The organism is Paenarthrobacter sp. NEAU-H11, from assembly GCF_050573415.1.
Classification (GTDB): Bacteria; Actinomycetota; Actinomycetes; order Actinomycetales; family Micrococcaceae; genus Arthrobacter.
In genome coordinates this window covers 175,982-202,228 of sequence record NZ_JBNZGA010000004.1, presented here as the reverse complement: position 1 = coordinate 202,228, position 26,247 = coordinate 175,982, and the positions used below count along the sequence as shown (strand labels likewise).

Below are 26,247 nucleotides of genomic sequence, written 5' to 3'. Positions count from 1 at the left end.
CGTCAGCCCTTGACATAGGGGATGCCGCTGGCCGCCGGTCCCCGGGATTTGCCCACCAGCCCGGCCACTGCGAGGACCGTCACCAGGTACGGGAGCATGGCCATGAACTGGCTTGGAACGGGCGTGCCGATGATCGTGACGATGCTCTGGAGGTTGTCCGCGAAACCGAACAGGAGCGCTGCGAAGAAGGCTCCGATCGGGTTCCACCGGCCAAAGATCAGGGCTGCCAGGGCGATGAAGCCGCGGCCGCCGGAGATCTCCTTGGTGAAGCTGTCGATGGCCACCAGGGTAAAGAAGGAGCCGCCGATGCCGGCCACGGCGCCGCCAAGGGTGACGTTCCAGAACCGGGTGGCATTCACGTTGATGCCCAGGGTATCCGCGGCCTGCGGGTGTTCGCCCACGGCGCGCACCCGGAGGCCCCAACGTGTCTTGAACAGGCCCACCCAGACCACCAGGACGGCGATGTACATGAGGTAGCCCACCAGGGACTGCCGGAAGAGGATGGGGCCGATCACGGGGATGCTGGACAGGACGGGGATTTCGATGATGTCCAGCCCCGGGGGCGAGTTGAACTGCGCCTTGTTGGCCTGCATCACCGTGCTGAACAGAAACCCGGTCACACCCGAAACCAGCACATTCAGGACCACGCCGACGATGATCTGGTTCACCAGGTACTTGATGCTGAAGAGTGCCAGCACCATGGACACCACTGCACCGGCCACGGCAGCAGCCAGCAGCCCGATGAAGGGGTTCTGCGTCATGCTGGCCACAATGGCGGCGGTGAACGCACCGCCCAGCAGTTGGCCCTCAATGGCGATGTTTACCACGCCCACCCGTTCGCAGAGGACGCCGGACAGTGATCCGAACACCAGCGGAACGGCGAGGGTCACCGAGCCGGCGATGAGGCCGGCCAGCGAAATGTTCGGGGTGCGGGCGCCGCCCACCACCCAGATGAGGAAGGCGGCCGTAAACAGGACGATGAAGGTCACCGTCAGCCAGCCCGGGGCCGGCATGTCCTTGGTCTTGAGGTACACCGCATAGGCGGCGAGCCCCAGCAGGAGGACGGACAGCACGATGCCGCCGGCAGCCGCGTTGACCGCCAGGGCCGGCAGCTGGAAGAAGTCTTCCCCAGTGGAGATGCCGAAGCTGGCCGTCTGGTTGGGGGCCATCAGGCCGAAGAACACCAGGGCGATCAGGCCGAAGGCCGTGAGCATCGCCGGCGTCCGCCAGCTGACGGGTTTGCTGGAGAGGGCGGAACCTGCCTTCGCTGAGGCGTCCTCCGGCTGCGGTTTTCCGGAGCGGGGCGAGGAAACTGTTGTGCTCATGCTGCACCTCCGGTGGTTGCTGCCTTACGGGACTTGCCGGCTTTGGCCGGCTTCCTGCGCCGCGGGTTGAGGCCGAATACGGCCCTGACGAGGGGCGGTGCTGCAATGAAAAGCACGATCAGGGACTGGACCACCAGGACGATGTCGATGGGCGTGCCGGTCTGGATCTGCATCTGGACCGCCCCGGCCCGGAAGGCGCCGAACAGCAGGCCGGCTGCGAAGGTGCCCCACGGCGTCGAACGCCCCAGCAGGGCCACTGTGATGGCGTCGAAGCCATAGGTGGCGGCAACGCCGTCGGTAAGGACCTTCTCCGTGCCCGCCACCTGGGCGACGCCGGACATGCCCGCCAGCCCTCCGGCGAGTGCCATCACCAGGATGGTGGAGCGGGACACGTTGATGCCCGCTGTCTGCGCCGCCTTGGGGTTTGCGCCTACTGCGCGGAATTCGAAGCCCACGGTGGAGCGGTTGAGGAGCCACCAGACCAGGACAGTGGTGGCTATGGCCAGGAGGAAGCCGAGGTGGAGCCGGTACTGGGTGCCGAAGATCTGCGGGTAGACAGCGGTAGGGTCCAGGATGGGCGAGATGGGGTTCGACTCCCCCGGCCGCTGGAACGCCGGAGTGTTCAGCAGGTACCGCAGGAAGTAGAGCGCGATGTAGTTGAACATGATGGTCAGGATGACTTCGTGGGCCCCCGTGCGGGCCTTGAGGAGGCCGACGAGACCGCCCCAGAAGGCGCCGCCGATGATGCCTGCCGCCAGGACCAGGAGCAGGTGCAGGCCCACGGGAAGGTCGAGCGCGAAACCCACCCAGGCGGCCAGGATGCCGGCCACGATGATCTGGCCCTGGGCGCCGATGTTGAACAGCCCCGCGCGGAAGGCAAGCGCTACGCCCAGGCCGGCCGTGATGAGCGGGGTGGCGATGGTAAGGGTCTCCATGAACGGCGCGAACTGGGCCGCAACGCTGTTGCCGCGGGGGTTGAAGACCGAGCCCTGGAACAGGGCGATATAGGAACGCGTGGCTGCGTTCCAGACGGCGGACAGGAAGTCCGTGGGCCGTGCGAAGAAGTACGTGGAGGTGGTGGCCACCTGCTTGTCGGTGCTGGCAATCAGCAGCCCGCCGATGATGAGGGCCAGCAGGACCGCCAGGACGGAGACCATGCCGCTGCCGGTGAAGATTTTGCGCAGCAGGGTGTCGGGACCGCCGGGGATCTTTCCGCTTTGGGCGGTGGCCGGAACGGCGGATGGTTCCATGACCCCGCCGGCAGTATCAACGGCCACGACGGCGGCCGTCCGCTCGTCCGGGACGGCGGGCTCCTGCGCCTCGGGGCCAGGCTCGCCGGCCGCGTGCTTGGGGGGATGCGTGTCAGACATGGTCGCCTCCTTCGGCGTCGGATACGGAAGCCGTGGTGGCGGCGGGACCCTGTTCACTGCCTGTCGTGGACGTGTGTTCCTCCGGCGGGATGCCCGCCATCATGAGGCCCAGGACGTCGCGGCTGGTTCCGGCCGGAACCACGCCCACCAGTTTGCCCTTGTAGAGCACGGCGATCCTGTCGGCCAGTTCCATCACTTCGTCAAGTTCGGTGGAGACGATCATGACGGGCGTGCCCTGGTCGCGTTCAGCCACGATCCGCTTGTGCAGGAATTCGATGGACCCCACGTCCACGCCGCGGGTGGGCTGGGAGGCGATGAACAGGCGCAGCGGACGGGACAGCTCGCGGGCCATCACCACCTTCTGCTGGTTGCCGCCGGAAAGCGTTCCGGCGGCAAGGGCTCCTGAAGGGGTCCGGACGTCAAACTCTTCGATCCGGGAAGTTGCGTTTTCCAGCACCTTGGCAGGGCTCATGCTGATGCCCTTTGCGAAGGGGGCCTGATCGTACCGGTCCAGGATCAGGTTCTCGGCAATCGAAAAAGTGCCGATAAGGCCGTCAACGGAACGGTCCTCGGGCACGAAGCCCACTCCTGCGTTCAGGACCTCTTTGACGCTGCGGCCCACGAGCTCCTGCCCGTCCAGCAGGATGGAGCCGTGGACCCGCTCCTGCAGGCCGAGGATCGCCTCCGTCAGCTCGGTTTGGCCGTTCCCCTGGACGCCGGCAATTGCAAGGATCTCTCCCCTGGCTATCTCAAAACTCAGGCCGTCCACGACGTGCTGGCCGTTGGGAGCGATGACGGTAAGGTCCCGGACCTCGAACGTCTTTTCCTTCGGCCGGGCCGGTGCTTTATCCAGTTTGAGGTTGACGGCACGGCCCACCATCATGGAGGCCAGTTCGGTAGTGGACGCAGCGGGGTCAGCCGTCCCCACCACCTTGCCGCGGCGGATCACCGTAATGGTGTCCGAGACTGCTTTCACTTCCCGCAGCTTGTGGGATATGAAGACGATGGACGTTCCGCCGGACTTGAGCTGGCGCATGATGTCCAGCAGTTCGTCCGTTTCCTGCGGTGTCAGGACGGCGGTGGGTTCGTCCAGGATGAGGACCCTGGCATTGCGGACCAGCGCCTTGATGATTTCCACCCGCTGCTGGACGCCCACCGGCAGGTCCTCCACCAGCGCGTCCGGGTCCACGTCGAAGCCGTACTGGTCCGAGATCTCCTTGATCCGGCGGCGCGTTTCGTCAAGGTTGAGGAAGCCCGCGGCCTTGGTGGGCTCGGCGCCCAACGCCACGTTCTCGGCGACCGTGAAGACGGGAACCAGCATGAAGTGCTGGTGCACCATCCCGATGCCCGCCGCCATGGCGTCTCCCGGTCCGCGGAAGGAAACTGGCGTGCCGTCAACCAGGATCTCGCCCTCAGACGGTTCGTAGAGCCCGTACAGCACATTCATGAGGGTGGATTTTCCGGCCCCGTTCTCACCCAGCAGGCAGTGGATCTGTCCGGATTCCACCACCACGTTGATGTGGTCGTTCGCCACCAGGGTGCCAAAGCGTTTTGTGATCCCTCGGAGTTCAAGTTTCAAAACTCTGACCAATCTCGAAGCGTCCAGTGATCGACCGGACGGGATATGTGGCTGCAGCACCAAGCCTAGTGGGTGCAGTCATGGGAAAGGCAGGCTGCGGCCAGGTGGGGGCAGCCAGCAAAAAAGCGCCACCGCCCGGCCAGTCGGTTACCGGCCGGGGGTGGCGCTCAGGCGGGGTCAGGCCTTGGGGCTTGCCGCGGACTCGACCTTCAGTTTCCCGTCGATGATGTCCTTCTTGATCTGGTCCAGCTCGGACTTCAGTTCGGCCGGGACCTGGGAGTCGAGGTCGTGGAACGGGGCCAGCTGGACGCCCTCGTTGGCCAGGGTGCCAACGTACGGCGTGTTGCTGAACTTGCCTTCCTTGTCCTCCTTGACGACTGCCTCCACGGCGTCGCCCATCTGCTTCATGACCGAGGACAGCATGATGTCCTTGTAGTCAGGTGCCGTCAGGAACCCGTCGGAGTCCACCCAGATCAGCTTGACGTCCTTGCCTGCTGCCTTGGCCTCCTTGAGCGCAGAGCCTGCACCCTTGCCTACCGGACCGGCCACGGGCATCACGATGTCCGCGCCCTGGTCCAGGAAGTTCTGGGTGAGCTGCTTGCCGACGTCCTGCTTCTCGAAGTCACCGGTGAAGCTGCCGTCCTGGGCTTCCTTGTTCCAGCCAAGGAGCTTGACGTCCTTGCCCTTCTTTTCGTTGTAGTACTTCACGCCGTCCGCATAGCCGTCCATGAAGATGGTGACGGTGGGAAGCTTGATGCCGCCGAAGGTGGCAACCGTTCCGGTCTTGGTGGTCCCTGCAGCGAGGTAGCCGGCAAGGAAGGCTGCCTGGGCGGTGTCGTAGATGATCGGCTTGACGTTGCTGATGGGCGTCGCGTAGCCGAAGTCGATGATGGCGAAGTGGCTGTCCGGGTTGGCCGTTGCCTGCGCCTTGGTGGCGTCGCCGAGCAGGAAGCCCACGGTGACGGTGAGGTCGCAGCCGGCCGTAACCATCGCCCTGAGGTTGGGTTCGAAGTCGTTGTTGGTCTTTGACTCCACCTGGTTGACCTTGATGCCCAGGTCCTTCTCGGCCTTCTTGAGACCCTCGTAGGAGGACTGGTTGAAGGACTGGTCATCGAACCCGCCGGAGTCGGAAACGATGCAGCCGGTGTAGTCGCTGGCTCCTGCAGTTGAGGTGCTTCCGGCTTCCGGGGCTGCGCCACAGGCGGTCAACACGAGCGCCGAAGCACCGAGGGTAGCCACGCCGGCCATTGAACCGCGCTTGAAACTTGCACGCAGTGATTTCTTCAATTTTCCTCCAGGATGAAGAGAGTGGCGCTACGGCTCGAATTCAATGAGTGTCCGTTTCTACACTGAAATTCTGTTGTCACTGAGGGCACGCAGCACTGCGCCGGAGCGCACTGATGGCACCCACTTTAGTGGCCTGCGCCACGTCCCGTAGCACAGCCGCAGGGTATCCCGAAGATTGTTTACAAGTTGTTACCAACCAGTAGGGGCACCGCCTGTTAGCGGCACCCCTATCGGTTGGCCATGGCGGCCGCAGGTCGCGGCGCCTGGCTAAAGGCGCACCAGCATCTTTCCGGTGTTGGCCCCGTCCAGGAGGTCCATGAACGCCTGCGGGGCGTTTTCCAGCCCGTCCACGATCGTCTCGTCATAGCGGACCGTGCCGTCAGCCAGCCAGCCCGCCATCTTTTCGGCGAACTCCGCGGCGTGTTGCCGCTGGCCGCCCACCAGGAACCCCTTAAGCGTGAGCTGCTTGCCGATGGCCAGCATCAGGTTGCGGGGCGCAGGCGTCAGTTCGGTGGAGTTGTATTGGGCTATGGCCCCGCACATCGCCACCCGCCCGCCAACGTTGAGGACGGCCAGTGCCGCCTCGAGGTGCTCTCCGCCCACATTGTCGAAGTAGACATCAATGCCGCCGGGGCCGGCGGCCTGTTCCAGCTGGCCGCGCACAGGCCCGTCGTGGTAGTCGAAGGCGGCGTCGAAGCCCAGCTCCAGGAGCCGTGCCACCTTGGCCGGGGAACCTGCCGAGCCGATGACGCGGGAAGCGCCCATCGCCTTCGCGATCTGGCCTACGAGCGAACCGACTGCCCCTGCAGCGCCGGAGACGAAGACGGCATCTCCCGGAGCGAACCGGGCAACCTTGAGCAGCCCGGCATAGGCGGTAAGGCCGGTCATGCCCAAGGCGCCGAGGAACGCGGACGCCGGGGCAAGTGTGGTGCGGGCAGGCGTGGCGGCCGCGGCGTCCACCACCGCATAGTCCCGCCAGCCGAGTGAATGCACGACGACGTCCCCCTCCTTTCGCTCATCGGAACGGGACGCGATCACCTCACCCACCGCGCCGCCGTCGAGCGCCTTGCCCAGGGCGAACGGCGCTGAATAGGACTTCACGTCATTCATGCGGCCGCGCATGTAGGGGTCCACGGAGATGAACAGGTTGCGCACCAGGACCTGTCCGTCACCAAGTTCAGGCAGCGGGGACTCGGCCAGCCGGAAGTTATCCGGGGTTGGCCGCCCTACCGGGCGGGAGGCGAGTTGGATTTCGCGGGTGCTGGCGGGCAAGGTTCCGGCGCTCATGCGGCGAACTCCAGAATCCTGATGTCCACACTGATGTTGCCGCGGGTGGCGTTGGAGTAGGGGCAGATCTCGTGAGCCTTGGCCACCAGCGCCTCGGCGGCTGCCAGGTCCAGGGCAGGGAGCGCCACCTCCAGTTCAGCGGCGAGTCCGAACCCGGCGCCGTCCAGCTGGCCCAGGTGCACCTTGGCCGCGACGGCGGAATCCGTCAGGTCGGCCTGCTCCTTGCGGCCCACCAATCGGAGTGCTGAGTGGAAGCACGCGGCGTAGCCCGCCGCGAAGAGCTGCTCGGGATTGGTGCCCTGGCCCGTTCCGCCCAGCTCCACGGGGCTGGACAGGGTAACGTCCAGCCTCCCGTCGTTCGTCCGCGCATTGCCGTCGCGGCCTTCGCCCGAAGCGAGTGCCTCGGCAGTGTATAGAGGTTTCACGGGTGGTATCCGTCCTGTAGGGGTTGAATAAGTTCTTTTGACTGAACTGTCAGTTCGCCTTGTGGAGGGCGTCCGTCAGCCGGTCCAGCGTGTTGCGCAGCTGATCCAGTTCCTCGGCAGTAAGTCCCGCGGCCTGGGCGAGGCGCTGCGGGATGGCGCCCGCTTTGCCGCTAAGCTCCCGCCCGGCGGAGGTAAGATGGATGGCGACACGGCGCTCATCCTCGCCAGACCGGCGCCGCTCACACAGGCCAAGGGCTTCCAGCCGCTTCAGCAACGGCGACAAGGTGCCGGAGTCCAGTCCGAGCTCCTCGCCGATCTCCTTCACGCCGCGCGGTTCGTTTTCCCACAGCACCAGCATCACCAGGTACTGCGGATAGGTCAGGCCCAGGTCCTCGAGGACCGGGCGGTATACCGCGGTGGCAGCCCGGGAGGCGGAATAGAGCGCAAAGCAGACCTGGTGGTTTAGCCGGGGTGCGTCAGTCATGACAGAAACGATAGTACACAAGTAAGTTGTGCACAACTTACTTGTCCCGGCACGGAAGTGGTCTTGGGGGTGTGCCCGACGCAATCGGGCACACCCCGTTTCCCGGAATTAGATGTCGCGGATGGTGCGCAGCGCGGCTGCAGTGAGAACGCGGATGCCCAGTCCCAGGGCCCGCTCGTCCACGATGTAGTCCCCGCGGTGCAGGTCGTATTCCTCGCCGCCGGGAGTCTTGGTGCCCAAGCGCATCATGGCTCCGGGAAGTTCGGCAAGGAACCAGGCGAAGTCCTCCCCGCCCATGGACTGCGGGGTCAGGACCACGGCGCTTTCCCCGATTTCGGCGCGTGCGGCCGCTTCGATGATGGCCGTCTCATGCTCCGAGTTCACTACCGGCGGCACTCCCCTGGTGTGCTCCAGCCGCACGTCCACGCCATAGGGCGCGGCCACCTGGTGGACCACCTCGTCCAGGAGTTCGCCGGCCTCGTGCCACGCGTCGCGGTCAAGGCACCGCATGGTTCCCGCCATGTAACCGGTGCCGGGAATGGCGTTGGGTGCCGAACCCGCGGAGATCTGCCCCCACACCACGGACACCCCGCTGCGGACATCCAGCCGGCGCGAGAGCACCGCGGGCACGCTCACTGCGATCTGTGCCAGCGCAAAGACGAGTTCTTCCGTCAGGTGCGGACGGGACGTGTGCCCGCCGCGGCCGGACAGCTCGATCCGGATGGTGTCGGAGGCTGAGGTGATGGCGCCGATGCGCGTCCCGATCTTGCCCACGTCGATCCGGGGATCACAGTGCAGGGCCAGGATCCTCGGCACGCCGTCCAGGACGCCCTGCTCGATGCAGGCATGGGCCCCGCCGGGCATGGTTTCCTCAGCCGGCTGGAAGATGATGCGGACAGTGGCGCCGAGCGGCTCGTCCTGGTGCATCCGGTGCAGCACCAGGGCGATGCCCAGCATGGTGGTGGTGTGGACGTCGTGGCCGCAGGCGTGGGTGACGCCATGGTTCTTCGAGGCGAACGGCAGGCCGGTCTCCTCGATGATGGGCAGGGCATCGATGTCACCGCGCAGTGCCGTGGCAATGGGCCCCTCCCCCACGTCTACCGTGAGGCCGGTGCCCTCCAGGCGGCGCGGCGTGAGGCCGGCAGCTTCAAGCCGCTCGGCGAGCTTGTCCGTGGTGCGGAATTCCTTGAAGGAGAGTTCCGGGTGTGCGTGGAGGTCCCTGCGGAAGTCGATCAGTTCCGGCAGGAGCGGCTCGAGCCACGGAGCCACCAGGGCGGTGGGCTCGGCTTCAGTAGTGTAATTGCGCACTGTTTCACTCTAGCGAGGGTGTCGGCATTAGCGGCCATCACGGTCGCCGCGTTACATCAGAGGACGTCGGTATCCCCGCTGGCTTTGAGGGCGTCGACGGCGGCCTTGACCCGCTGGGAGTTGGCCATGGTGGTCACCAGCAGCGCGTCCGGCGTGTCCACGATGACAACATCCTGGATTCCGATCAGGGCGATCACGCGCTTGGTGTCGGTGACCACCACGCCGCTGGAGTTTTCCGTGAAGACGCGCGCGCCTTCCCCCAGCACAGTGACGTCGTCAACTTCCTTGGCACTGTTGAGCCGGCCCACGGAGGCGAAGTCGCCGACGTCGTCCCAGCGGAAGGAGCCAGGCACGACGGCGACGTCCCCGGCTTCGGCGGCAGGCTCGGCCACCGCGTAGTCAATGGCGATCTTCGGCAGGGTGGGCCAGACGCGGGCGGTGACCTCGTCCCGCTCGGGAGTGTCCCAGGCCCGTGCGATTTCCTGCAGGCCGCCGAACAGTTCGGGCTGGTTGGCTTCCAGGTGTTTGAGCAGCAGCGCCACGGGCGCCACGAACATGCCGGCGTTCCATACGTAATTGCCGCTGTCCACGTACTGCTGGGCCACTTGCTCGTCCGGCTTCTCGACGAACTCCACCACGTCCTGGGCGCTCGGAGCACCGTCGATGTGAAGGGCCTGGCCGGAGCGGATGTAGCCGAACCCGGTGGACGGGTGGGTGGGCTTGATGCCGATGGTCACGATCTTGCCGGCAGCCGCAGTGTGGATTGCCTCGCGGACTGCCTCCTGGAAGAGGTGGTCCGGGCTGATCACCTGGTCCGCAGCGAAGGACCCCATGATCGTGTCGGGGTCGCGCTCGTGGAGGATCGCGGCGGCAAGGCCGATCGCTGCCGCGGAATCCTTTGGCTCGGATTCGAGGACGAGATCCGAATCCTCGAGTTCCGGAAGCTGGCGGCACACCGCATCGCGGTGGGCCTTCCCGGTAACCACCAGCACCTTGCTTCCGGCAAGCGGGTGCAGCCGGTCATAGGTGGCACGCAACAAGGTGCTGCCGGAGCCGGTGAGGTCGTGCAGGAATTTGGGAGCTGCGGCGCGTGACAGGGGCCAGAGGCGGGTCCCCACGCCGCCGGCCGGGATCACCGCGATGAAGCGGTCAAGGGGTGATGCCGGGCTTGTCACTTTGTCTGTACTCATCACCGCCTACTTTAGCGGAACGGGCAATGCACCCTCCGTCAAGCGGTTCAGGCCCCTGCCGGACGGCAAATTGGCAGCCATGCCCGGCACTGGCCGCGGCGAGTGTGTCCTTTGTCTCAAAATTTCGCGGGATCCGCGCAACTGCTGGTCACCAAGGAACTCCTAAATTGAATAAGCTGTCAGCGAAGCCTAGATTTAGGCCTGAGCTACGAGTGCTCTCGCAGCAGGCGTTCCCCCCGCGTGGATCTCATGCCAGCGCCGCTGTGTTGCAGGGAGGTTTATCAGTGCCGACAAAACCAGCTGGCACCTTGTACCGCGGCCGTGAAGGCATGTGGTCTTGGGTAGGACACCGCATTACCGGTGTAGTGATCTTTTTCTTCTTGTTGGTCCACGTTTTGGACACCTCCTTGGTGCGCGTGTCTCCAGAGGCCTACACCACCGTGATCGGTGCCTACAAGAACCCCCTCATGGCCCTGGGTGAGACGGGCCTTGTTGCCGCCATTGTCTTCCACGCCTTCAACGGCCTGCGGATCATCGCGGTTGACTTCTGGAAGAAGGGCGCCAAGTACCAGCGGCAGATGCTGTGGGCAGTCCTTGCACTCTGGCTTGTCACCATGGTCGCCTTCTCCATCCGCCACCTGTCCCTCGCCCTCGGAGGTCACTAAGCCATGAGTGCAACCATCGAAAGTCCGCGCAGCGGGCGGATCGCCCCGCAGTACCGCCGTCACGGCGGGAGCAAGGGCAACTTCGAGATGCTCGCATGGCTCTTCATGCGGCTCTCCGGCGTGGTCCTTGTGGTCCTGATCTTCGGGCACCTCTTTGTGAACCTCCTGGTGGGCGAGGGCATCCACGCCATCGACTTCGGTTTTGTGGCCGGCAAGTGGGCCGACCCGTTCTGGCAGTTCTGGGACCTCGCCATGCTGTGGCTGGCCATGCTGCACGGAACCAACGGCGTCCGCACCATCATTAACGACTACGCCGAAAAGGACTCAACCCGCCGCTGGCTGAAGACGGTCCTCTACTCGGCCACCGTCGTCATCATCGTCCTGGGCACCCTGGTGATCTTCACCTTCGACCCTTGCCCCGTCGTCGACGGCGTGCCCCTGCCTGGCGGATTCTGCCCTGCCTAGCACCGGCACCACCCCGGGCCCGCGGGTACAACCGCGGGCCCTGTTTTGCGGCGCAGGCCACGCCGGCCCGTTGTTTTATAGCGAATTTTGAGAGAAAGAGCATCTGGTATGCAGGTCCATAAGTACGACGTCGTCATCGTCGGTGCCGGTGGCGCTGGCATGCGCGCCGCGATCGAATCAGGTCAGCGCGCGCGCACAGCAGTACTGACCAAGCTCTACCCCACCCGCTCGCACACCGGTGCGGCGCAGGGTGGCATGTGTGCGGCCCTTGCCAACGTCGAAGAAGACAACTGGGAATGGCACACGTTCGACACCATTAAGGGCGGCGACTACCTGGTTGACCAGGACGCCGCTGAGGTCATGGCGAAGGAAGCCATCGACGCCGTGCTTGACCTCGAAAAGATGGGCCTGCCGTTCAACCGCACGCCAGAAGGCCGGATTGACCAGCGCCGGTTCGGCGGGCACACCCGCGACCACGGCAAGGCCCCTGTCCGCCGCGCCTGCTACGCCGCGGACCGCACCGGCCACATGATCCTGCAGACCCTCTACCAGAACTGCGTCAAGCACAACGTTGAGTTCTACAACGAGTACTACGTCCTGGACCTGCTGACGGTCGAAGAGGATGCTGTCCGCGCGGACGGTACGCTCTACAAGCAGAAGCGCGTTGCCGGCGTCGTCTCCTACGACCTCGCTTCGGGCGAACTGCACGTCTTCCAGGCCAAGTCCGTGGTGTTCGCCTCCGGCGGCGCAGGCAAGGTCTTCAAGACCACCTCCAACGCGCATACCCTGACCGGCGACGGCATGGGCATCGCCTTCCGCCGCGGCATCCCCCTGGAGGACATGGAGTTCTTCCAGTTCCACCCGACCGGCCTGGCCGGCCTGGGCATCCTCCTTTCCGAGGCTGCCCGCGGTGAGGGTGCCATCCTGCGCAACTCCGAGGGTGAGCGCTTCATGGAGCGTTACGCCCCCACCATCAAGGACCTGGCGCCCCGCGACATCGTGGCACGCTCCATGGCCAACGAGGTCCGCGAGGGCCGGGGCTGCGGCCCGAACAAGGACTACGTCCTCCTGGACCTGACGCACCTCGAGCCCGCGCACATCGATGCCAAGCTCCCGGACATCACCGAGTTCGCCCGCACCTATCTGGGTGTGGAGCCGTACACGGAGCCCGTCCCCGTGTTCCCCACCGCGCACTACGCCATGGGCGGCATCCCCACCAACATCACCACCGAGGTCCTGCAGGACAACGACACCGTGGTCCCGGGCCTGTACGCAGCCGGCGAAGTTGCGTGCGTGTCCGTTCACGGCTCCAACCGCCTTGGCACCAACTCGCTGCTGGACATCAACGTGTTCGGCAAGCGTGCCGGCATCGCCGCGGCAGAATACGCCAAGACGGCTGACTTCGTGGAACTGCCCGAGAACCCGCTGGCGTACACCACCGAACTGCTGGACATAGCCCGCAACGGCAGCGGTGACGAGAAGGTGGCTGTGATCCGCAAGGAACTCCAGGACACCATGGACGCCAACATGCAGGTGTTCCGCACGGCGGAGACGCTGAACCAGGTCCTCCGCGACATCGCTTCCTTCGAGGAGCGGTACAGGCGCATCAACGTCCAGGACAAGGGCAAGCGCTTCAACCTGGACCTGCTTGAGGCCGTTGAGCTCGGCTTCCTGCTGGAACTGGCCAAGGTCATGACCGTGGCCGCCCTCCACCGTGAGGAATCCCGCGGCGGACACTTCCGCGAGGACTTCCCCGAGCGTGACGACGAGAAATTCATGAAGCACTCCATGGCGTACAAGGATGACCACGCGCCGGCGGACGGATCGGCTGAGTCAATTGCCGGCATCCGCCTGGCCACCAAGCCGGTCGTCTTTACCCGCTACGAGCCGATGGTGAGGAAGTACTAAAGATGACCGCTGAAATCGCTGAGCCAGCCTCAAAGATTGAACTGCCTGCCGGCGTCGGCGGTGGCGGCGAGATCCCCACGTTCGATGTGCACCTGCGCGTCCGCCGGTACAACCCGGAGGTTTCCGAGGAAGCCACGTGGGACGATTTCCACCTGACCATGTACGGCACGGACCGTGTCCTGGACGCCCTGCACAAGGTCAAGTGGGAAACGGACGGCACGCTGTCCTTCCGCCGCTCCTGCGCCCACGGTGTGTGCGGCTCCGATGCCATGCGCATCAACGGCCGCAACCGCCTGGCCTGCAAGACGCTCCTCAAGGACCTGGACACGTCCAAGCCCATCACGGTGGAGCCCATCAAGGGCCTGCCGGTGGAAAAGGACCTCATCGTGGACATGGAACCGTTCTTCCAGTCCTACCGCGAGGTCATGCCGTTCCTCATCAACAAGGGCCACGAACCCACCCGGGAACGCCTGCAGTCCGCCGAGGACCGTGAGCGCTTTGACGACACCACCAAGTGCATCCTCTGCGCCGCGTGCACGTCCTCCTGCCCCGTGTTCTGGACCGACGGGCAGTACTTCGGCCCCGCCGCGATCGTCAACGCACACCGCTTCATCTTCGATTCCCGCGATGACGCCGGCGACATGCGCCTGGAGATCCTCAACGACAAGGAAGGCGTGTGGCGCTGCCGCACCACCTTCAACTGCTCGGAGGCATGCCCCCGCGGCATCCAGGTGACCCAGGCAATCGCCGAGGTCAAGCAGGCCATTCTCTCCCGCAAGATCTGACAAAGGATTTAGCTGACGACGGCGCCGTCCCCCACTTAGGGGGGAGGGCGCCGTCGTTGTTTACAGGTTTAGACGCACAGCAGAAAGGGGACGCGGTGTCCCGCTCCGAAAAAGTAAGCTTTGAAGGCTCAACCGGCGAGATGCTCTCGGGAATCATCGACGTTCCGGAGGGGCCCGTCAAGGGCTGGGGAGTGTTCTCCCACGGTTTCACGCTGGGAAAGGACAGCCCCTCCGCGGCCCGGATGTGCAAGGCACTGGCGGACAGCGGGGTTGGCATGCTCCGGTTCGACAACCTTGGCCTGGGCGGCTCCGCGGGAGAATGGTCCGCCGGCTCCTTCAGCCACAAGGTGGCGGACACTGTGAAGGCCGCGGAATTCATGCGCAGCGAAGGGAGGCCGATTTCCCTGTTGGTGGGCCATTCCTTCGGCGGCGCCGCGGTCCTGGCGGCGGCCCGGGAAATTCCAGAGCTCGACGCCGTCGCTACCGTGGGTGCGCCGTTTTCACCGAAGCACGTGGCACATGTCTTCGACGCGGCTTTGGACAAGATCCTGAGTGAAGGCAGCGCCGAAGTGGACCTCGGCGGAAAGCGGGTGGAGATCCGCAAGCACTTCGTGGAAGACCTGGAGAATGCCGACCTGACGGACTGCATCAAACAGCTTCACAAGCCGCTGATGGTGCTCCACTCCCCCACGGACAACACCGTGGGAATCGAAAATGCCAGCACCATCTTCCAGACGGCCCGGCATCCAAGGAACTTCGTGTCGCTCGAAGGCAGCGACCACCTGCTGACCGGCAAAGGCCAGGCAGCCAGGGCCGCGCGCATCATTGCTGCCTGGGCCGACCAGTACCTCGACGCCGGGCAGTAGCCGGGAAGCCCGCATCAGGATGCACGGGCACCTTCCCTGGCTGCACCTGGCGGGCACCCCACGTGCCCTTGTCATGGCCGGCGGAGGTGCCGTGCAGGTCCGCCTCCCGAATCGCGGCCCAGCCGGCTGAGACCAGGTAGACCTGGCTCACCAGGTTGAACCAGATCAGCAGGCCGATGATGATCGCGAACGGCGCCAGGATGGGATTGCGCCCTGCCCCGGCCAGCAGTTCGGTGCTGAAGATCTGCAATGTGGTGGTGCCCAGTGCCGCCAGGATGGTGCCTTCCAGCAGGGCCCGGCGCTCCAGCTTCAGGCTCCCCGCGAGCCGGAACATGATGAGCGCGGTAGCCCAGTTCAGGACCAGCGGGACAGCGATCTTGATCGACGTGGTCAGCGGACCGGCAACAGCATCATCGAGCCGCAGGAAGTCGGAAACCCAGCCGGCGGCGGTTCCAAACACCAGGGAAGCTCCGGCGCTGATCACCAGGGCCACGCCCAGTAGCAGCAACGTGCCTGCATCCCGGAGTTTCATGAGTATGGGGTTGACCAGCAGCGGTGGCAGCTCCAGCACGCCGCGCAGCCCGTCCCGAAGGCCGGCGATCCAGCCCAGGGACGTGATGACCGTGACCACGGCACCGATCAGCGCCGTCCAGCCGAGACCGTCCGGGTTCAGCAGGTCCTGGGGGGCAACCAGGCCATTGCCCCCGTTTAGCTTCAAGAGTCCCGGCGCGCTTTGGGCGACGCTGCTGATGATCGTGTCCAGGAGTGCCGGCTGTCCGCGCAGGACCAGGCCGGCAATGGAGAAGCCGGTGGTGAGGAGGCCGGTGATGGAGAAGAACATGTTGAAGCCGATGCCGGCGCTCATCAGCGGGCCGTGCTGAAGTGTGTAGTGCCGGAAGGCACGCATGGGACGAAGGGCGTTAAGGCGGGCCAGAAGCCACTGGACCATGGCCATCAGGCCTGCCAGGGGCCCGTTGCCGGCCCTCCGTGCCTTGTTCCACGCCATCTGCTTCTGGATGACCGCGAGCTTCAGGTGGTCGTGGTCTGTGGGAAGGGGCTGCCGTTCGGGCTGCCTCGCCTGGTGCCGCAACGGGGTCCGTGAGTCAGGCGCCGCCGTCGTTGTCAGTTTGGGTCCCAAAGTCCAGCTCTTCCCGTAGCTGCCAGATGCCGTTGGCATCGTGCTCGTAAAGTCCCATGCTAACCACGGGGAAGGTGGCTCTGTAGTTCCGCAGCACCGTTTCGGCTTCGTCGAGGCTTTCCGGGGCCACATCATGGGCGATGGTGACGTGCGGGTGGTAGGCAAACGGCAACTCGCGGTGCAGGGGACCCTGCTGGAGCTTTTCGTGCAGGTCGACGCAGTCTTCGAAGCCGTCCTCAACGTTGATGAACACCACCGGCGAGACCGGACGGAAAGTTCCCGTTCCCGCGATGGTGACGGTGAAGGGCCGCTGCCGGCGGGCGACGTCCCGCACGTGCTCGCGGGTGGCCTCCCAATCCTTCGTAGGGGTAGTGGTCACCAGGGTGATGTGGGCCGGAACCACGTCCGCGAGGGGATCACCGAAGGACGCCCGCCAACGCTGCAGCTCCGCCGCGATGTCGGCCGGAAAGCCAAGGATGACGCCGACGCTGATGTCCTCCGTCCGGGATGGGCGGCCATGCGGCGCAACGCGACGATCTGCTGGGTCTCCGTGGGGGTTGGCTGCTGTCCCCGCCGTCCGGCGGGGGGAACGGGTGCCTTCCCTAGCGGTGACTTTGCTGGAGGACATAGCGCTAGTGGACTCCGGCGAGGCTGAGGGACGGAAGGAAACCCATGCGCTCGTACACCTGGGCGAGGGTCACTGAGGCAATTTCCCGGGCGCGCTCTGCCCCGTGTGCGAGCAGCCGGTCCAGCTCGGCCGGATCCGCCATCAGCTCGTTGGTGCGGTTCCGCAGGGGCGTGATGAAGTCCACCATTACCTCCGCAAGGTCCACTTTAAGATGGCCGTACATCTTGCCCTGGTACTCGGCTTCGAGCTCGGCCACCGTTTTTCCGGTCAAGGAAGAGTAAATAGTGAGCAGGTTGGAGACGCCGGGTTTCTCCTCCGGGTCAAACCGGATTTCAGTTCCGGCATCCGTCACTGCCGACTTGATGCGCTTGGCCGCGATCTTCGGGTCCTCCAGGAGCTGGATGATCCCGTTAGGTGATTCCCCGGTCTTGGACATCTTGGCGCTGGGGTTCTGCAGGTCGTAGATCTTGGCGCTTTCCTTGACGATGGTCGCCTCGGGAACGGTGAAGGTGGGACCAAAGCGGGTATTGAAGCGCTGCGCCAGGTTCCGGGTGAGCTCCAGGTGCTGCCGCTGGTCCTCGCCTACCGGCACCAGGTCCGTCTGGTACAGCAGGATGTCCGCAGCCATGAGGGTGGGATAGGCAAACAGCCCCAGGGTGGCGGCGTCGGCGCCGGACTTCTGGGTCTTGTCCTTGAACTGGGTCATGCGCGAGGCTTCGCCGAAACCGGTGATGCAGTTCAATGCCCAGGCCAGCTGCGCATGTTCGGGCACGTGGGACTGGACGAAAAAGATGCTCTTGTCCGGATCGATGCCCGCTGCGATGTACTGCGCGGCAACGATCCGGGTGCGCTTGGCCAGCTCGGCCGGATCGAAGTCCACGGTGATGGCGTGCAGGTCCGGGATGAAGAAGACGGCGTCGTACTCAGCCTGCATGTCCACCCAGTTGCGGACGGCGCCGATGTAGTTGCCCAGGTGCAGGGAGTCTGCCGTGGGCTTGGCACCGGAGAGGATGCGCTTCTTTGCGGCTGGCGAAGTTGGGGTAGTCATGTGGGAGGAAACCTTCGGGGCTTAGAGCTGGTAATCCACTACCAGCGGGGCATGGTCGGAGAAGCGGGTATCCCACGACGCCGCACGGTCCACCACCGCTGAGATCGCGGAGGCGGCCAGCGCCGGGGTGGCCAGGTGGTAGTCGATGCGCCAGCCGGTGTCATTGTCAAAGGCCTTGCCGCGCTGCGACCACCAGGTGTATGGCCCGTCAACCGATCCAGCCAGGGTGCGGTGCACGTCATGCCAGCCGATTTCCTCGCCGAAGAACCTGTCAAAGTACGCGCGTTCTTCCGGCAGGTGGCCCGCCCTCTTGACGTTGGCTTTTGAGTTGCGGATGTCCAGCGGCGTGTGGGCCACGTTAAGGTCACCCACCACCAGGGCGTGGTCGCTGTGCTTGGTCAGTTCCGGGAGCCTGGTGCTCATGACCTCCAGGAACCTGAATTTGTCATCCTGCTTCGCCGTGCCCACCTCGCCGGAGTGGACGTAGGCACTGGCCACGGTGAGCTGCACGGGTTCTCCCGCCGCATCCCGTAAGCGGAAGTCGGCCTCAACCCAGCGCCCGGCGGTGGCGAAGTAGTCGTCACCGATGCCGTTGCGGGTTTCCAGCGGCTCCTCACGCGATGCGATAGCGACGCCGGCCCGGCCCTTGGCCTCAGCCTCGGCGTGCAGGATGTGCCAGCCTTCGCCCAGCAGCTGGCGCACGATGGCGTCAGGGGCGCGGACTTCCTGCAGGCAGAGGATGTCCACCCCGCGCGGCTCCAGCCATGCCGCCATGCCGTTCTTGAAGGCAGCCCGGAGGCCGTTGACGTTGACGGATGCGATGCGAAGGTGGTCCTTGTTCAATGCCGAGCTCACCCGCTCCACTCTAGTCGATGATGGTTCCGGTGACCGGCTCTCCACTGCCGCCCGAGGACTTGATCATGTCCCTGGCGTTGGTTGCCGTGATCTCGATTGTTTCGAGTGCCCGGTGGATGGTGTCCTGGTTGGCGGCGGCACCCTTGGCGCGCTCCTCCTCCACCACGCGGACCTGGACCTGGACAATCTTGAATGAGTGGTCCAGCTTGAGGTCGCGGACCTCCTCAGCCTGGCTGCGCTCGGCAACAACCCGGGTCCCACCCTGGTCTGCTGCGGCGTAGGGGCCGCGCCCTGCAGCGGACGTGAACGCGTTCTGGGCTTCGCTGAGCTTGGCGCCGGCCCTCTTTGCCGCCTTCTGGATGCTGAACACCACAAAGCAGGCCAGCGCGAGCCAGAAGGCTGCGATGACCGCAACAACCCAGCCCACGACGTCGTTCTGGTTGGCGGCGAAGATCACGGCCACAACGAACGCGGTGACCAGGACCATCAGTCCCGGGCCGCTGATGCGGAACATGGAGAATCCGCCCCTGGCGGGTTTGGAGGATGACTTGGAGCTGCCCAGAGATTGCATGCACCCATTCTCTCAAACCCCCGGGTGTGCTCCTGCCGCCTTCCACCTCCGGCGAACAGCGCCCCTCCCTCCCAACTAGGTAGCGCCAAGTGTCGTTTTGAACCCCCAAAACGACACTTAGCGCTACCTAGTTGGGGGGCTACTTCAGGAAGAGCTGGCGCAGGCGGACCGTGGTGAGCAGCATGCCGACGGCGGTCATCACCAGGTAGTAGCCGATGTGGACGGGGGTGGCAGCGGTGAAGGCGCCCACGCTGATCTGGCGCAGCAGTTCGACCCCGTGCCAGAGCGGCATGGCCTGGATGAGCCACTGGATGGGCTGCGGGTAGACGCTCAGCGGGTAGAAGGTGGCGCTGAACAGGAACATGGGCAGCATCACGAAGTTGACCCAGTCCATCTGCTGGAAGGTCTTCAGGAAACTGGTGATCCCCATCCCGATGCTCGCGAAGCCGAAGGCGATCAGCACGGAGGCAGGCACCATCAGGAGCGCCCAGGGTGTGGTGATCAATCCCATGACCCCCATCACCGCCGTGAAACCCATGGCGTAGAGCAGGCCGCGCAGGAGCGCCAGGAAGATCTCCCCGAGGGCAACGTCCAGCGGCCCCAGCGAGGTGTACAGCATGCCCTGGTACAGCTTCGCGAAGTTCATTTTGAAGAACACGTTCCAGGTGGAGTCGTAGACCGCGCCGTTCATCGCCGAGACTGCCAGCAGGGCCGGGGCAATGTATGCGGCGTAGCTGATCTCCCCGCCGCCTGGGCCCTGGACGGAGCCCACGATTGCGCCGAGCCCCACCCCCATGGAGATGAGGAACAGGACCGGCTCGAAGAACCCGGAGAGCATCACCAGCCAGTTTGTGCTCCGGGTGGCCAGCAGGCCGCGCGAAATGATGGCCCTGGCGTTGCGCGAATACAGCGGCCCGAACGTCCTGCTGCGGGCCTGGTCCGGCGCGCTTTTCACTGGCAGCCCGGCGCTCACCTGCCCATCCTTGCCGCGAACTGCCGCCGGGTCAGGAACCAGCCCAGCACCGCCAGGGCCACGAGCACCACCGCGTGGAGGACGGTGAGCAGCGGCGGCTGCTGGTACCCGTAGCTGAACACCCGTCCCAGTTCGGTGCCATGCCAGATGGGCGAGATCCAGCCCACCCAGCGCACCGCCAGGGGAAGGCTGTCCAGCGGAAAGAAGGTCCCGGAGAACAGGAAGAGCGGCATCACGACAAACCGCATCACCAGCGCAAACTGGCCCTTGTCCTCGGTGATGGAGGCCGAGTACGCCATCAGCGGCAGGCCAAAGGAAAGGCCCGCGAGCGTTGCCACCAGGATGGTGGCCCAGCCCCAGCCGCCGGGCGCGGCACCGAAGAGGACAACAGCGGCGAAGTAGACGGCGGACTGCAGCAGGAGGCGCAGGGTCACCGCCATGATGTGGCCCGCCGCAATCTGCTGGGGAGTCAGCGGCGAGGCGTGCGGCCCGTAGTAGGTGCGGCGCCATTTGAACCCGTCCATCACGGGGAACGTGAACTCGTTGGTGGCCGTCATCACGGACGCGGACACCAGCAGCGCCGGGGCCACAAAGGTCACGTAGCCCACTCCCCCGAAGGCCTCCGCGCCCTGCGCGTCTACAAGGGTGGCCAGGCCCACGCCCATGGCAAACAGGTACGCCACCGGGTGGCCCACGCTGTACATGATGATGGACCAGCCGTAGCCCTTCATCACCCGCAGCACCTGCTCTGCGTAATAGAACGCGCCCCACCGCCGCGCCCTGGCAGCCGCAATGTCCGGGCTGTGGGCCCGCAACGCCTCCCTTGCCGTGCCGTCAGTCAACAAGGCTTCTGCCCGTCAACCGCAGGAACACGTCCTCCAGCGAGGACCTCCGCACCAGCGATGTCAGCGGCCGCAGGCCGCGGGACGCCACCTGCTCAAGGGTGGACTCGCCGTCGTGCGCGTAAATCAGCACCCGGTCCGGGAGGACCTCCAGCCGCTCCCCGATGCCCTGCAGCTCCGAGGCGATCGTGGCGTTCCGCTCGGATCCGAACCGCAGCTCAACCACCTCGCGGGTGGAGTGCTCGCGGATCAGCTGCGCGGGCGATCCCTCAGCCATGATCCTGCCCTTGTCCACCACGATCAGCCGGTCGCAAAGCTGCTCGGCCTCGTCCATGTAGTGGGTTGTCAGGATAAGGGTGACGCCCTGTTCCTTGAGCCGGAACAGGCGGTCCCAGAGGATGTGCCGGGCCTGCGGATCCAGGCCGGTGGTGGGCTCGTCCAGCAAAAGGATCCGGGGTTCGTTGATCAACGAACGCGCGATGGTCAGCCGCCGCTTCATGCCGCCGGACAGCGCGTCCACTTTGGATTTCGCCTTGTCCGTCAGCTGCGCGAATTCCAGCAGTTCGTCGGCCTTCGGCTTCAGGTAGCTCATGGGCAGGCCGAAGTAGCGCCCGTAGACCAGGAGGTTGTCCCGGACCCGGAGCTCCTCATCCAGGTTGTCCTGCTGCGGCACCACGCCCAGGTGCGCCCGCACTTCGGGCCCGTGCGAGTCCGGGTCGAGGCCCAGGATGCGGAGGTTTCCGGAGGTGCGCCGGGTGACGCCGCCGATCATTTTCATGGTGGTGGATTTGCCGGCACCGTTCGGGCCCAGCAGGCCAAAGGACTCCCCCGCCGCGACGCTGAAGGAGATTCCGTCCACGGCGGCCACGTCGCCGTAGGTCTTGGTCAGGTTCCCTGCCGTAATGACCGTACGGTGGTCTTCGCTTCGCGGCCCGGCGGCAGGCTGGGCAGGGCCGACTGCTGCGCCCGGCGGCACGGCGGCTTTGTTGTGCACCCTCCGCAGACTAGTGGAGCTGCGGCGCAGGTGGAAGGGGACTGCCACTTCTGCGCTTAAAAGTCCGACGGCGGCACGGCCGCTTTCGTGTGAAAGGTGCCGTGCCGCCGTCGTGCCTTGCTGTTTTGGCCTGGTGCTAGGCGCTTCCCGGGCCGCTCTTCTGTGCCACCTGGCGTTCCGCGGCTTCCACCACGTTCGTCATCAGCAGCGCCACGGTCATGGGACCGACGCCTCCGGGGTTCGGTGAAATCCAGCCGGCCACCTCAGCCACGGCGGGGTCGATATCGCCGTAAACCCGGCTCTTGCCGGTCTCGGGATCGGTTTCCCGGGTGACGCCCACGTCCAGCACGGCCGCGCCGGGCTTCACGTCGGAGGCCTTGACGATGTGCTTGGCACCGGCCGCGCCCACAATGACGTCCGCCTGCCGCAGCAGTTCCGGGAGGTTCTCGGTTCCCGTGTGCGTCAGCGTCACCGTGGCATTGACGGCGCGCCGGGTGAGGAGCAGCCCGATCGAGCGGCCGATGGTGACGCCGCGGCCCACCACCACAACATGCTTGCCTTTGAGGCTGTAGCCGTTGCGCTCCAGGAGCTCGATCACGCCGCGGGGCGTGCACGGCAGCGGCGAGATGATCTCCCCGTTGACGTTGAGCACCAGCTTGCCAAGGTTGGTGGGGTGCAGGCCGTCGGCATCCTTGGCGGGGTCGATGCGCTCCAGGATCGCATCGGTGTCCAGGTGCTTGGGCAGCGGCAGCTGGACGATGTATCCGTGGCAGGCGGGGTCCGCATTGAGTTCGTCAATGAGGGCCTCGACCTGCTCCTGGGTGGCATCGGCCGGCAGCTCGCGCTGGATCGAGTTCATCCCTATTTCCGCGGACTGTTTGTGCTTCATGGACACGTACAGCTGCGAGGCCGGATCCGCTCCCACGAGGACGGTTGCGATGCCGGGCGTTACGCCCTTGGCCTTGAGTGCGGCCACGCGTTCGGCCAGCTCGGCCTTGATGGCGGCGGCGGCAAGCTTGCCGTCAAGGACCTTTGCGGTCTGGGTGGTTTCAGTCATGGGTCACCACTGCTCGTGCTGCGGGTACAGCGGGAAGTCGGCGGCCAGCTTGTCCACGCGCGCCTGCAGGGACTCGACGTCGGCACCGGTGCCGGCCTTCAGGGCGGTGGCGATGATCTCGGCAACCTCGGTGAACTCGGCGGCGCCGAAGCCGCGGGTGGCCAGTGCCGGGGTGCCGATGCGCAGGCCGGAGGTGACCATCGGGGGGCGGGGGTCGAACGGAACGGCGTTGCGGTTCACGGTGATGCCCACCGAGTGCAGGAGGTCTTCGGCCTGCTGTCCGTCCAGCTGGGAGTTGCGGAGGTCGACAAGGACCAGGTGCACGTCAGTGCCGCCGGTCAGGACGGAGACGCCGGCGTCGGCGACGTCCGCCTGGTTGAGGCGGTCGGCGATGATCCTGGCGCCTTCCAGGACGCGCTCCTGGCGCTCCTTGAATTCCTCGGTGCCGGCGATCTTGAAGGCCACGGCCTTGGCTGCGATCACGTGCATCAGCGGGCCGCCCTGCTGGCCCGGGAAGACGCTGGAGTTGAGCTTCTTGGCCCACTCCTGCTTGGCCAGGATCACGCCGGAGCGCGGCCCGGCGAGGGTCTTGTGCACTGTGGAGGTGACGACGTCGGAGTGCGGAACCGGGCTCGGGTGCAGTCCGGCGGCAACCAGGCCGGCGAAGTGGGCCATGTCGGTCCAGAGAAGGGCCCCGACCTCGTCGGCGATGGAGCGGAAGGCAGCGAAGTCCAGGTGGCGCGGGTAGGCGGACCAGCCGGCGATGATGACCTGCGGCTTCTCGGCGATGGCCTGTTCGCGGAGCTTGTCCATGTCGATGCGGAAGTTGTCTTCCTCAACCTGGTAGGCAGCAACTTTGTACAGCTTGCCGGAGAAGTTCAGCTTCATGCCGTGGGTCAGGTGGCCGCCGTGCGCCAGGGACAGGCCCAGGATCTTGTCGCCGGGTGTGATCATGGCGGACAGGGCCGCGGCGTTGGCCTGGGCGCCTGAGTGCGGCTGGACGTTTGCGTACTCGGCGCCGAACAGGGCCTTGACCCTGTCGATGGCCAGCTGCTCGGCAATGTCCACGTATTCGCAGCCGCCGTAGTAGCGGCGGCCCGGGTAGCCCTCTGCATACTTGTTCGTGAGGACGGAGCCCTGGGCTTCCATGACGGCGCGGGGGGCGAAGTTCTCGGAGGCGATCATTTCCAGGGTGCCGCGCTGGCGGCCGAGCTCCTGGTCAAGGACTGCTGCGATTTCGGGGTCGAGCTCGGCCAGCGGCTGGTTGCTGACGGCGGTAGTGGAGGTGGCTGTAGTCACGAAAGAACTCCTGGCTAGGCGTACGGGCACTGCTAAGGTCAGGCTACCGGCTGGCGCACCTTCACACCGCACTGATGACAGCGCGCTGGAAGCTGCGGGCATGGTGCTGCAGTACTGACGCAGGTGCAGCCCCAAATCCGGCAAGACATGACCCTCGGCCCAGGCGTACGATCCGTGGTCTTCGTGATTGCCGCTCCCTGGTGGTTAGCCACCCAACGCCAGTTGCGACCCTCTCAGGGTACCAAACCCGGGCGCCGCAGCGCGGGTAGGCTTGTACGCGTGAGTGAAGAGCAGCTGAACCAAGCCTACGTAGTTACCCTGTCCTGCCCGGACCGTCCCGGAATTGTCCACGCGGTGGCCGGCGCCCTGCTGGTGGCGGGCTGCAATATTACGGATTCGCAGCAGTACGGCAGCCCTGCCACGGGCAACTTCTTCATGCGGGTAGAGGTGACGACGGCGGCGGCCAAGTCCGAGCTGCGCGCTGCCCTTGAGCCGGTGGCCGAGGCGTTCGGGATGCAGTGGAGCCTCAACACCGTGGGCCAGAAAGTGCGCACCCTGGTCATGGCCAGTACCTCTGCCCACTGCCTCAACGACCTCCTGTTCCAGCAGCGCTCCGGGACGCTGCCCATCGAGATCCCCGCCATCGTTTCCAACCACCAGGACCTTGCCGGGCTCGCTGAGTTCTACGGCATCCCGTTCCACTACATCCCGGTCACCCCGGACACCAAGGCCCAGGCGGAGGACAAACTCCGCGCCATCATGGCCGAGCACGACATCGAGCTGACCGTCCTGGCCCGTTACATGCAGATCCTCTCCGATGAGCTCTGCACGGAGCTGACCGGCAAGGCCATCAACATCCACCACTCCTTCCTGCCGTCCTTCAAGGGTGCCAAGCCCTACCACCAGGCGCATGCCCGCGGTGTGAAGCTCATCGGCGCCACCGCCCACTACGTGACAGCGGCGCTGGACGAGGGTCCCATCATCGAGCAGGAAGTCATCCGGGTGGACCACGCGCGGACGCCGGAACAGTTCGTGCAGATGGGCAGGGACGTGGAAGGCCGCACCCTGGTCCAGGCGGTGCAGTGGCACGCAGAGCACCGCGTGCTCCTGGACGGCAACCGGACCGTCGTCTTTAACTGACGGCCGTCTTAAGGAAGGCGGGGAGGCGGGATGGATCCGGCCACTACGGATGCCGAGCGGCGCCTCGCCGACTTCTACAACCGCCGTGCCGCCTCCGGGGCTGACTACCCGCCGTCGCATAGCCGTGTGGAGCAACGCGACCGCTTTATTGCCCTGCTGAAGTCCGAAGGGCGGCATTCCGTCCTGGAAGTGGGGACCGGGACCGGGCTCGACGGCCTGAAGTTCGTTGAGGCCGGCATCCACTACACGGGCGTGGACCTCGCCGAAGGGCAGGTCCGCCGGGCCAGGGCGCGGGGCCTTGACGTCTCGGTGGCCAGCGTCCGGGCCCTGCCGTTCCCCAGCGGCGCCTTCCCTGCCCTGTGGACCATGAGCACGCTGCTGCACATTCCCGCCAGCGAGATCGATGCCGTCCTGGCCGAGCTGGTGCGGGTCGCCGCGCCCGGCGCCCCGATCGCCGTCGGCCTCTGGTCCGGTGAGGATGAAGAGGTGCTGAATCCGGAGGACGACGACGGCGAGCCCCGCTTTTTCAGCCGCCGCAGCGACGCCACGGTCCGGGAAGTCTTTGGCCGCCACGGCAGGGTCGAGGACTTTGTCACGTGGCCGGAGGGAACAGGCGCCGAGTCCGGCCCCGGCGCCGGGCACTGGACGCAGCACTACCAGTTCCTGGTCCTGCGCACCCCTCACCGCAGGTAACCCCGAACCCAACCAGGTAGCGCCAAGTGTCGTTTTGAGGTTTCAAAACGACACTTGGCGCTACC

At 65.6% G+C, this 26,247-nt stretch carries 26 protein-coding genes and 1 riboswitch; of the genes, 7 read left to right on the top strand and 19 right to left on the bottom strand.

Going from position 1 to position 26,247, the window contains the following annotated elements:
• Positions 1–2: 2 nt before the first annotated feature.
• From ACQ3DC_RS07360 to ACQ3DC_RS07320, 9 genes are all read right to left on the bottom strand, one after another.
• Complete coding sequence (locus tag ACQ3DC_RS07360; RefSeq protein ID WP_157238751.1) at positions 3–1,325, bottom strand: ABC transporter permease; 1,323 nt, start codon at positions 1,323–1,325, stop codon at positions 3–5.
• Positions 1,322–2,695 (bottom strand): ABC transporter permease, encoded by a 1,374-nt coding sequence (locus ACQ3DC_RS07355; RefSeq protein ID WP_430751933.1) that lies wholly within the window; start codon positions 2,693–2,695, stop codon positions 1,322–1,324. The genes ACQ3DC_RS07360 and ACQ3DC_RS07355 overlap by 4 nt, the downstream gene beginning before the upstream one ends.
• Positions 2,688–4,274: an ABC transporter ATP-binding protein gene (locus tag ACQ3DC_RS07350; protein ID WP_157238753.1), complete on the bottom strand. Its 1,587-nt coding sequence runs from the start codon at positions 4,272–4,274 to the stop codon at positions 2,688–2,690. The genes ACQ3DC_RS07355 and ACQ3DC_RS07350 overlap by 8 nt, the downstream gene beginning before the upstream one ends.
• 177 nt (positions 4,275–4,451) lie before the next feature.
• Positions 4,452–5,561, bottom strand: coding sequence for a BMP family lipoprotein (locus ACQ3DC_RS07345; RefSeq protein ID WP_421091970.1), 1,110 nt, complete (start codon positions 5,559–5,561; stop codon positions 4,452–4,454).
• Positions 5,562–5,828: 267 nt separating this feature from the next.
• A complete protein-coding gene (locus tag ACQ3DC_RS07340; RefSeq protein WP_430751932.1) occupies positions 5,829–6,848 on the bottom strand; it encodes an NADP-dependent oxidoreductase in 1,020 nt (339 codons plus the stop codon).
• A complete protein-coding gene (locus ACQ3DC_RS07335; RefSeq protein ID WP_323056241.1) occupies positions 6,845–7,273 on the bottom strand; it encodes an organic hydroperoxide resistance protein in 429 nt (142 codons plus the stop codon). The genes ACQ3DC_RS07340 and ACQ3DC_RS07335 overlap by 4 nt, the downstream gene beginning before the upstream one ends.
• A 49-nt stretch (positions 7,274–7,322) precedes the next feature.
• Positions 7,323–7,757, bottom strand: a complete 435-nt coding sequence (locus ACQ3DC_RS07330) for a MarR family winged helix-turn-helix transcriptional regulator (protein ID WP_321215707.1) — start codon at positions 7,755–7,757, stop codon at positions 7,323–7,325.
• A 108-nt stretch (positions 7,758–7,865) separates the two neighbouring features.
• Entirely contained in the window at positions 7,866–9,065 is a 1,200-nt protein-coding gene (locus tag ACQ3DC_RS07325; RefSeq protein WP_321215706.1) for an amidohydrolase, read from the bottom strand.
• 56 nt (positions 9,066–9,121) lie between these two features.
• Positions 9,122–10,255: a mannose-1-phosphate guanylyltransferase gene (locus tag ACQ3DC_RS07320; protein WP_157238756.1), complete on the bottom strand. Its 1,134-nt coding sequence runs from the start codon at positions 10,253–10,255 to the stop codon at positions 9,122–9,124.
• A gap of 284 nt (positions 10,256–10,539) precedes the next feature.
• On the opposite strand from ACQ3DC_RS07320, the gene sdhC reads away from it, so the two are divergent.
• From sdhC to ACQ3DC_RS07295, 5 genes are all read left to right on the top strand, one after another.
• Positions 10,540–10,920 (top strand): succinate dehydrogenase, cytochrome b556 subunit, encoded by a 381-nt coding sequence (sdhC, locus tag ACQ3DC_RS07315; protein ID WP_104997177.1) that lies wholly within the window; start codon positions 10,540–10,542, stop codon positions 10,918–10,920.
• A 3-nt stretch (positions 10,921–10,923) separates the two neighbouring features.
• On the top strand, positions 10,924–11,385 hold the full coding sequence (locus tag ACQ3DC_RS07310; protein ID WP_157238757.1) for a succinate dehydrogenase hydrophobic membrane anchor subunit: 462 nt from the start codon (positions 10,924–10,926) through the stop codon (positions 11,383–11,385).
• 108 nt (positions 11,386–11,493) lie between these two features.
• Complete coding sequence (gene sdhA, locus ACQ3DC_RS07305; RefSeq protein WP_430751931.1) at positions 11,494–13,293, top strand: succinate dehydrogenase flavoprotein subunit; 1,800 nt, start codon at positions 11,494–11,496, stop codon at positions 13,291–13,293.
• A gap of 2 nt (positions 13,294–13,295) precedes the next feature.
• The gene (locus tag ACQ3DC_RS07300) at positions 13,296–14,078 is read left to right on the top strand and encodes a succinate dehydrogenase iron-sulfur subunit (RefSeq protein WP_104997174.1); all 783 of its coding nucleotides are present in this window, start codon (positions 13,296–13,298) and stop codon (positions 14,076–14,078) included.
• A gap of 95 nt (positions 14,079–14,173) precedes the next feature.
• Positions 14,174–14,944 (top strand): alpha/beta hydrolase family protein, encoded by a 771-nt coding sequence (locus ACQ3DC_RS07295; RefSeq protein ID WP_430751930.1) that lies wholly within the window; start codon positions 14,174–14,176, stop codon positions 14,942–14,944.
• On the opposite strand, the gene ACQ3DC_RS07290 is transcribed toward ACQ3DC_RS07295, so the two are convergent.
• The 10 genes from ACQ3DC_RS07290 to glyA all read right to left on the bottom strand — a co-directional run bounded on the left by ACQ3DC_RS07290 (position 14,901) and on the right by glyA (position 24,349).
• Complete coding sequence (locus ACQ3DC_RS07290; protein WP_421092017.1) at positions 14,901–15,950, bottom strand: YihY/virulence factor BrkB family protein; 1,050 nt, start codon at positions 15,948–15,950, stop codon at positions 14,901–14,903. The two genes, ACQ3DC_RS07295 and ACQ3DC_RS07290, sit on opposite strands and share 44 nt — an antisense overlap.
• 97 nt (positions 15,951–16,047) lie before the next feature.
• Complete coding sequence (locus ACQ3DC_RS07285) at positions 16,048–16,710, bottom strand: 2'-5' RNA ligase family protein (RefSeq protein WP_421091972.1); 663 nt, start codon at positions 16,708–16,710, stop codon at positions 16,048–16,050.
• A gap of 4 nt (positions 16,711–16,714) precedes the next feature.
• Complete coding sequence (gene trpS / locus ACQ3DC_RS07280; RefSeq protein ID WP_157238760.1) at positions 16,715–17,758, bottom strand: tryptophan--tRNA ligase; 1,044 nt, start codon at positions 17,756–17,758, stop codon at positions 16,715–16,717.
• Between the two features lie 21 nt (positions 17,759–17,779).
• On the bottom strand, positions 17,780–18,613 hold the full coding sequence (locus ACQ3DC_RS07275) for an exodeoxyribonuclease III (RefSeq protein WP_421091973.1): 834 nt from the start codon (positions 18,611–18,613) through the stop codon (positions 17,780–17,782).
• A gap of 10 nt (positions 18,614–18,623) precedes the next feature.
• Positions 18,624–19,184 carry a hypothetical protein gene (locus tag ACQ3DC_RS07270; protein WP_157238761.1) on the bottom strand — a complete coding sequence of 187 codons (561 nt, stop codon included), beginning with the start codon at positions 19,182–19,184 and terminating at the stop codon, positions 18,624–18,626.
• A gap of 139 nt (positions 19,185–19,323) precedes the next feature.
• Positions 19,324–20,157 (bottom strand): ABC transporter permease, encoded by an 834-nt coding sequence (locus ACQ3DC_RS07265; protein WP_430751929.1) that lies wholly within the window; start codon positions 20,155–20,157, stop codon positions 19,324–19,326.
• A complete protein-coding gene (locus ACQ3DC_RS07260) occupies positions 20,154–20,999 on the bottom strand; it encodes an ABC transporter permease (protein WP_430751928.1) in 846 nt (281 codons plus the stop codon). Before ACQ3DC_RS07260 ends, ACQ3DC_RS07265 begins: the two co-directional genes overlap by 4 nt.
• Complete coding sequence (locus ACQ3DC_RS07255; RefSeq protein WP_430751927.1) at positions 20,992–21,993, bottom strand: ABC transporter ATP-binding protein; 1,002 nt, start codon at positions 21,991–21,993, stop codon at positions 20,992–20,994. The genes ACQ3DC_RS07260 and ACQ3DC_RS07255 overlap by 8 nt, the downstream gene beginning before the upstream one ends.
• A gap of 136 nt (positions 21,994–22,129) precedes the next feature.
• Positions 22,130–23,050: a bifunctional methylenetetrahydrofolate dehydrogenase/methenyltetrahydrofolate cyclohydrolase gene (locus ACQ3DC_RS07250; RefSeq protein ID WP_430751926.1), complete on the bottom strand. Its 921-nt coding sequence runs from the start codon at positions 23,048–23,050 to the stop codon at positions 22,130–22,132.
• Between the two features lie 3 nt (positions 23,051–23,053).
• Complete coding sequence (glyA, locus tag ACQ3DC_RS07245; RefSeq protein ID WP_321215701.1) at positions 23,054–24,349, bottom strand: serine hydroxymethyltransferase; 1,296 nt, start codon at positions 24,347–24,349, stop codon at positions 23,054–23,056.
• Positions 24,350–24,499: 150 nt separating this feature from the next.
• Positions 24,500–24,585, bottom strand: a riboswitch (ZMP/ZTP riboswitch).
• Positions 24,586–24,628: 43 nt separating this feature from the next.
• Between glyA and purU the strand changes: the two genes are divergently transcribed.
• Both purU and ACQ3DC_RS07235 read left to right on the top strand, forming a co-directional pair.
• Positions 24,629–25,489 (top strand): formyltetrahydrofolate deformylase, encoded by an 861-nt coding sequence (purU, locus tag ACQ3DC_RS07240; RefSeq protein WP_321215700.1) that lies wholly within the window; start codon positions 24,629–24,631, stop codon positions 25,487–25,489.
• Positions 25,490–25,519: 30 nt separating this feature from the next.
• Positions 25,520–26,182: a class I SAM-dependent methyltransferase gene (locus ACQ3DC_RS07235; RefSeq protein WP_157238764.1), complete on the top strand. Its 663-nt coding sequence runs from the start codon at positions 25,520–25,522 to the stop codon at positions 26,180–26,182.
• Positions 26,183–26,247: the final 65 nt, after the last annotated feature.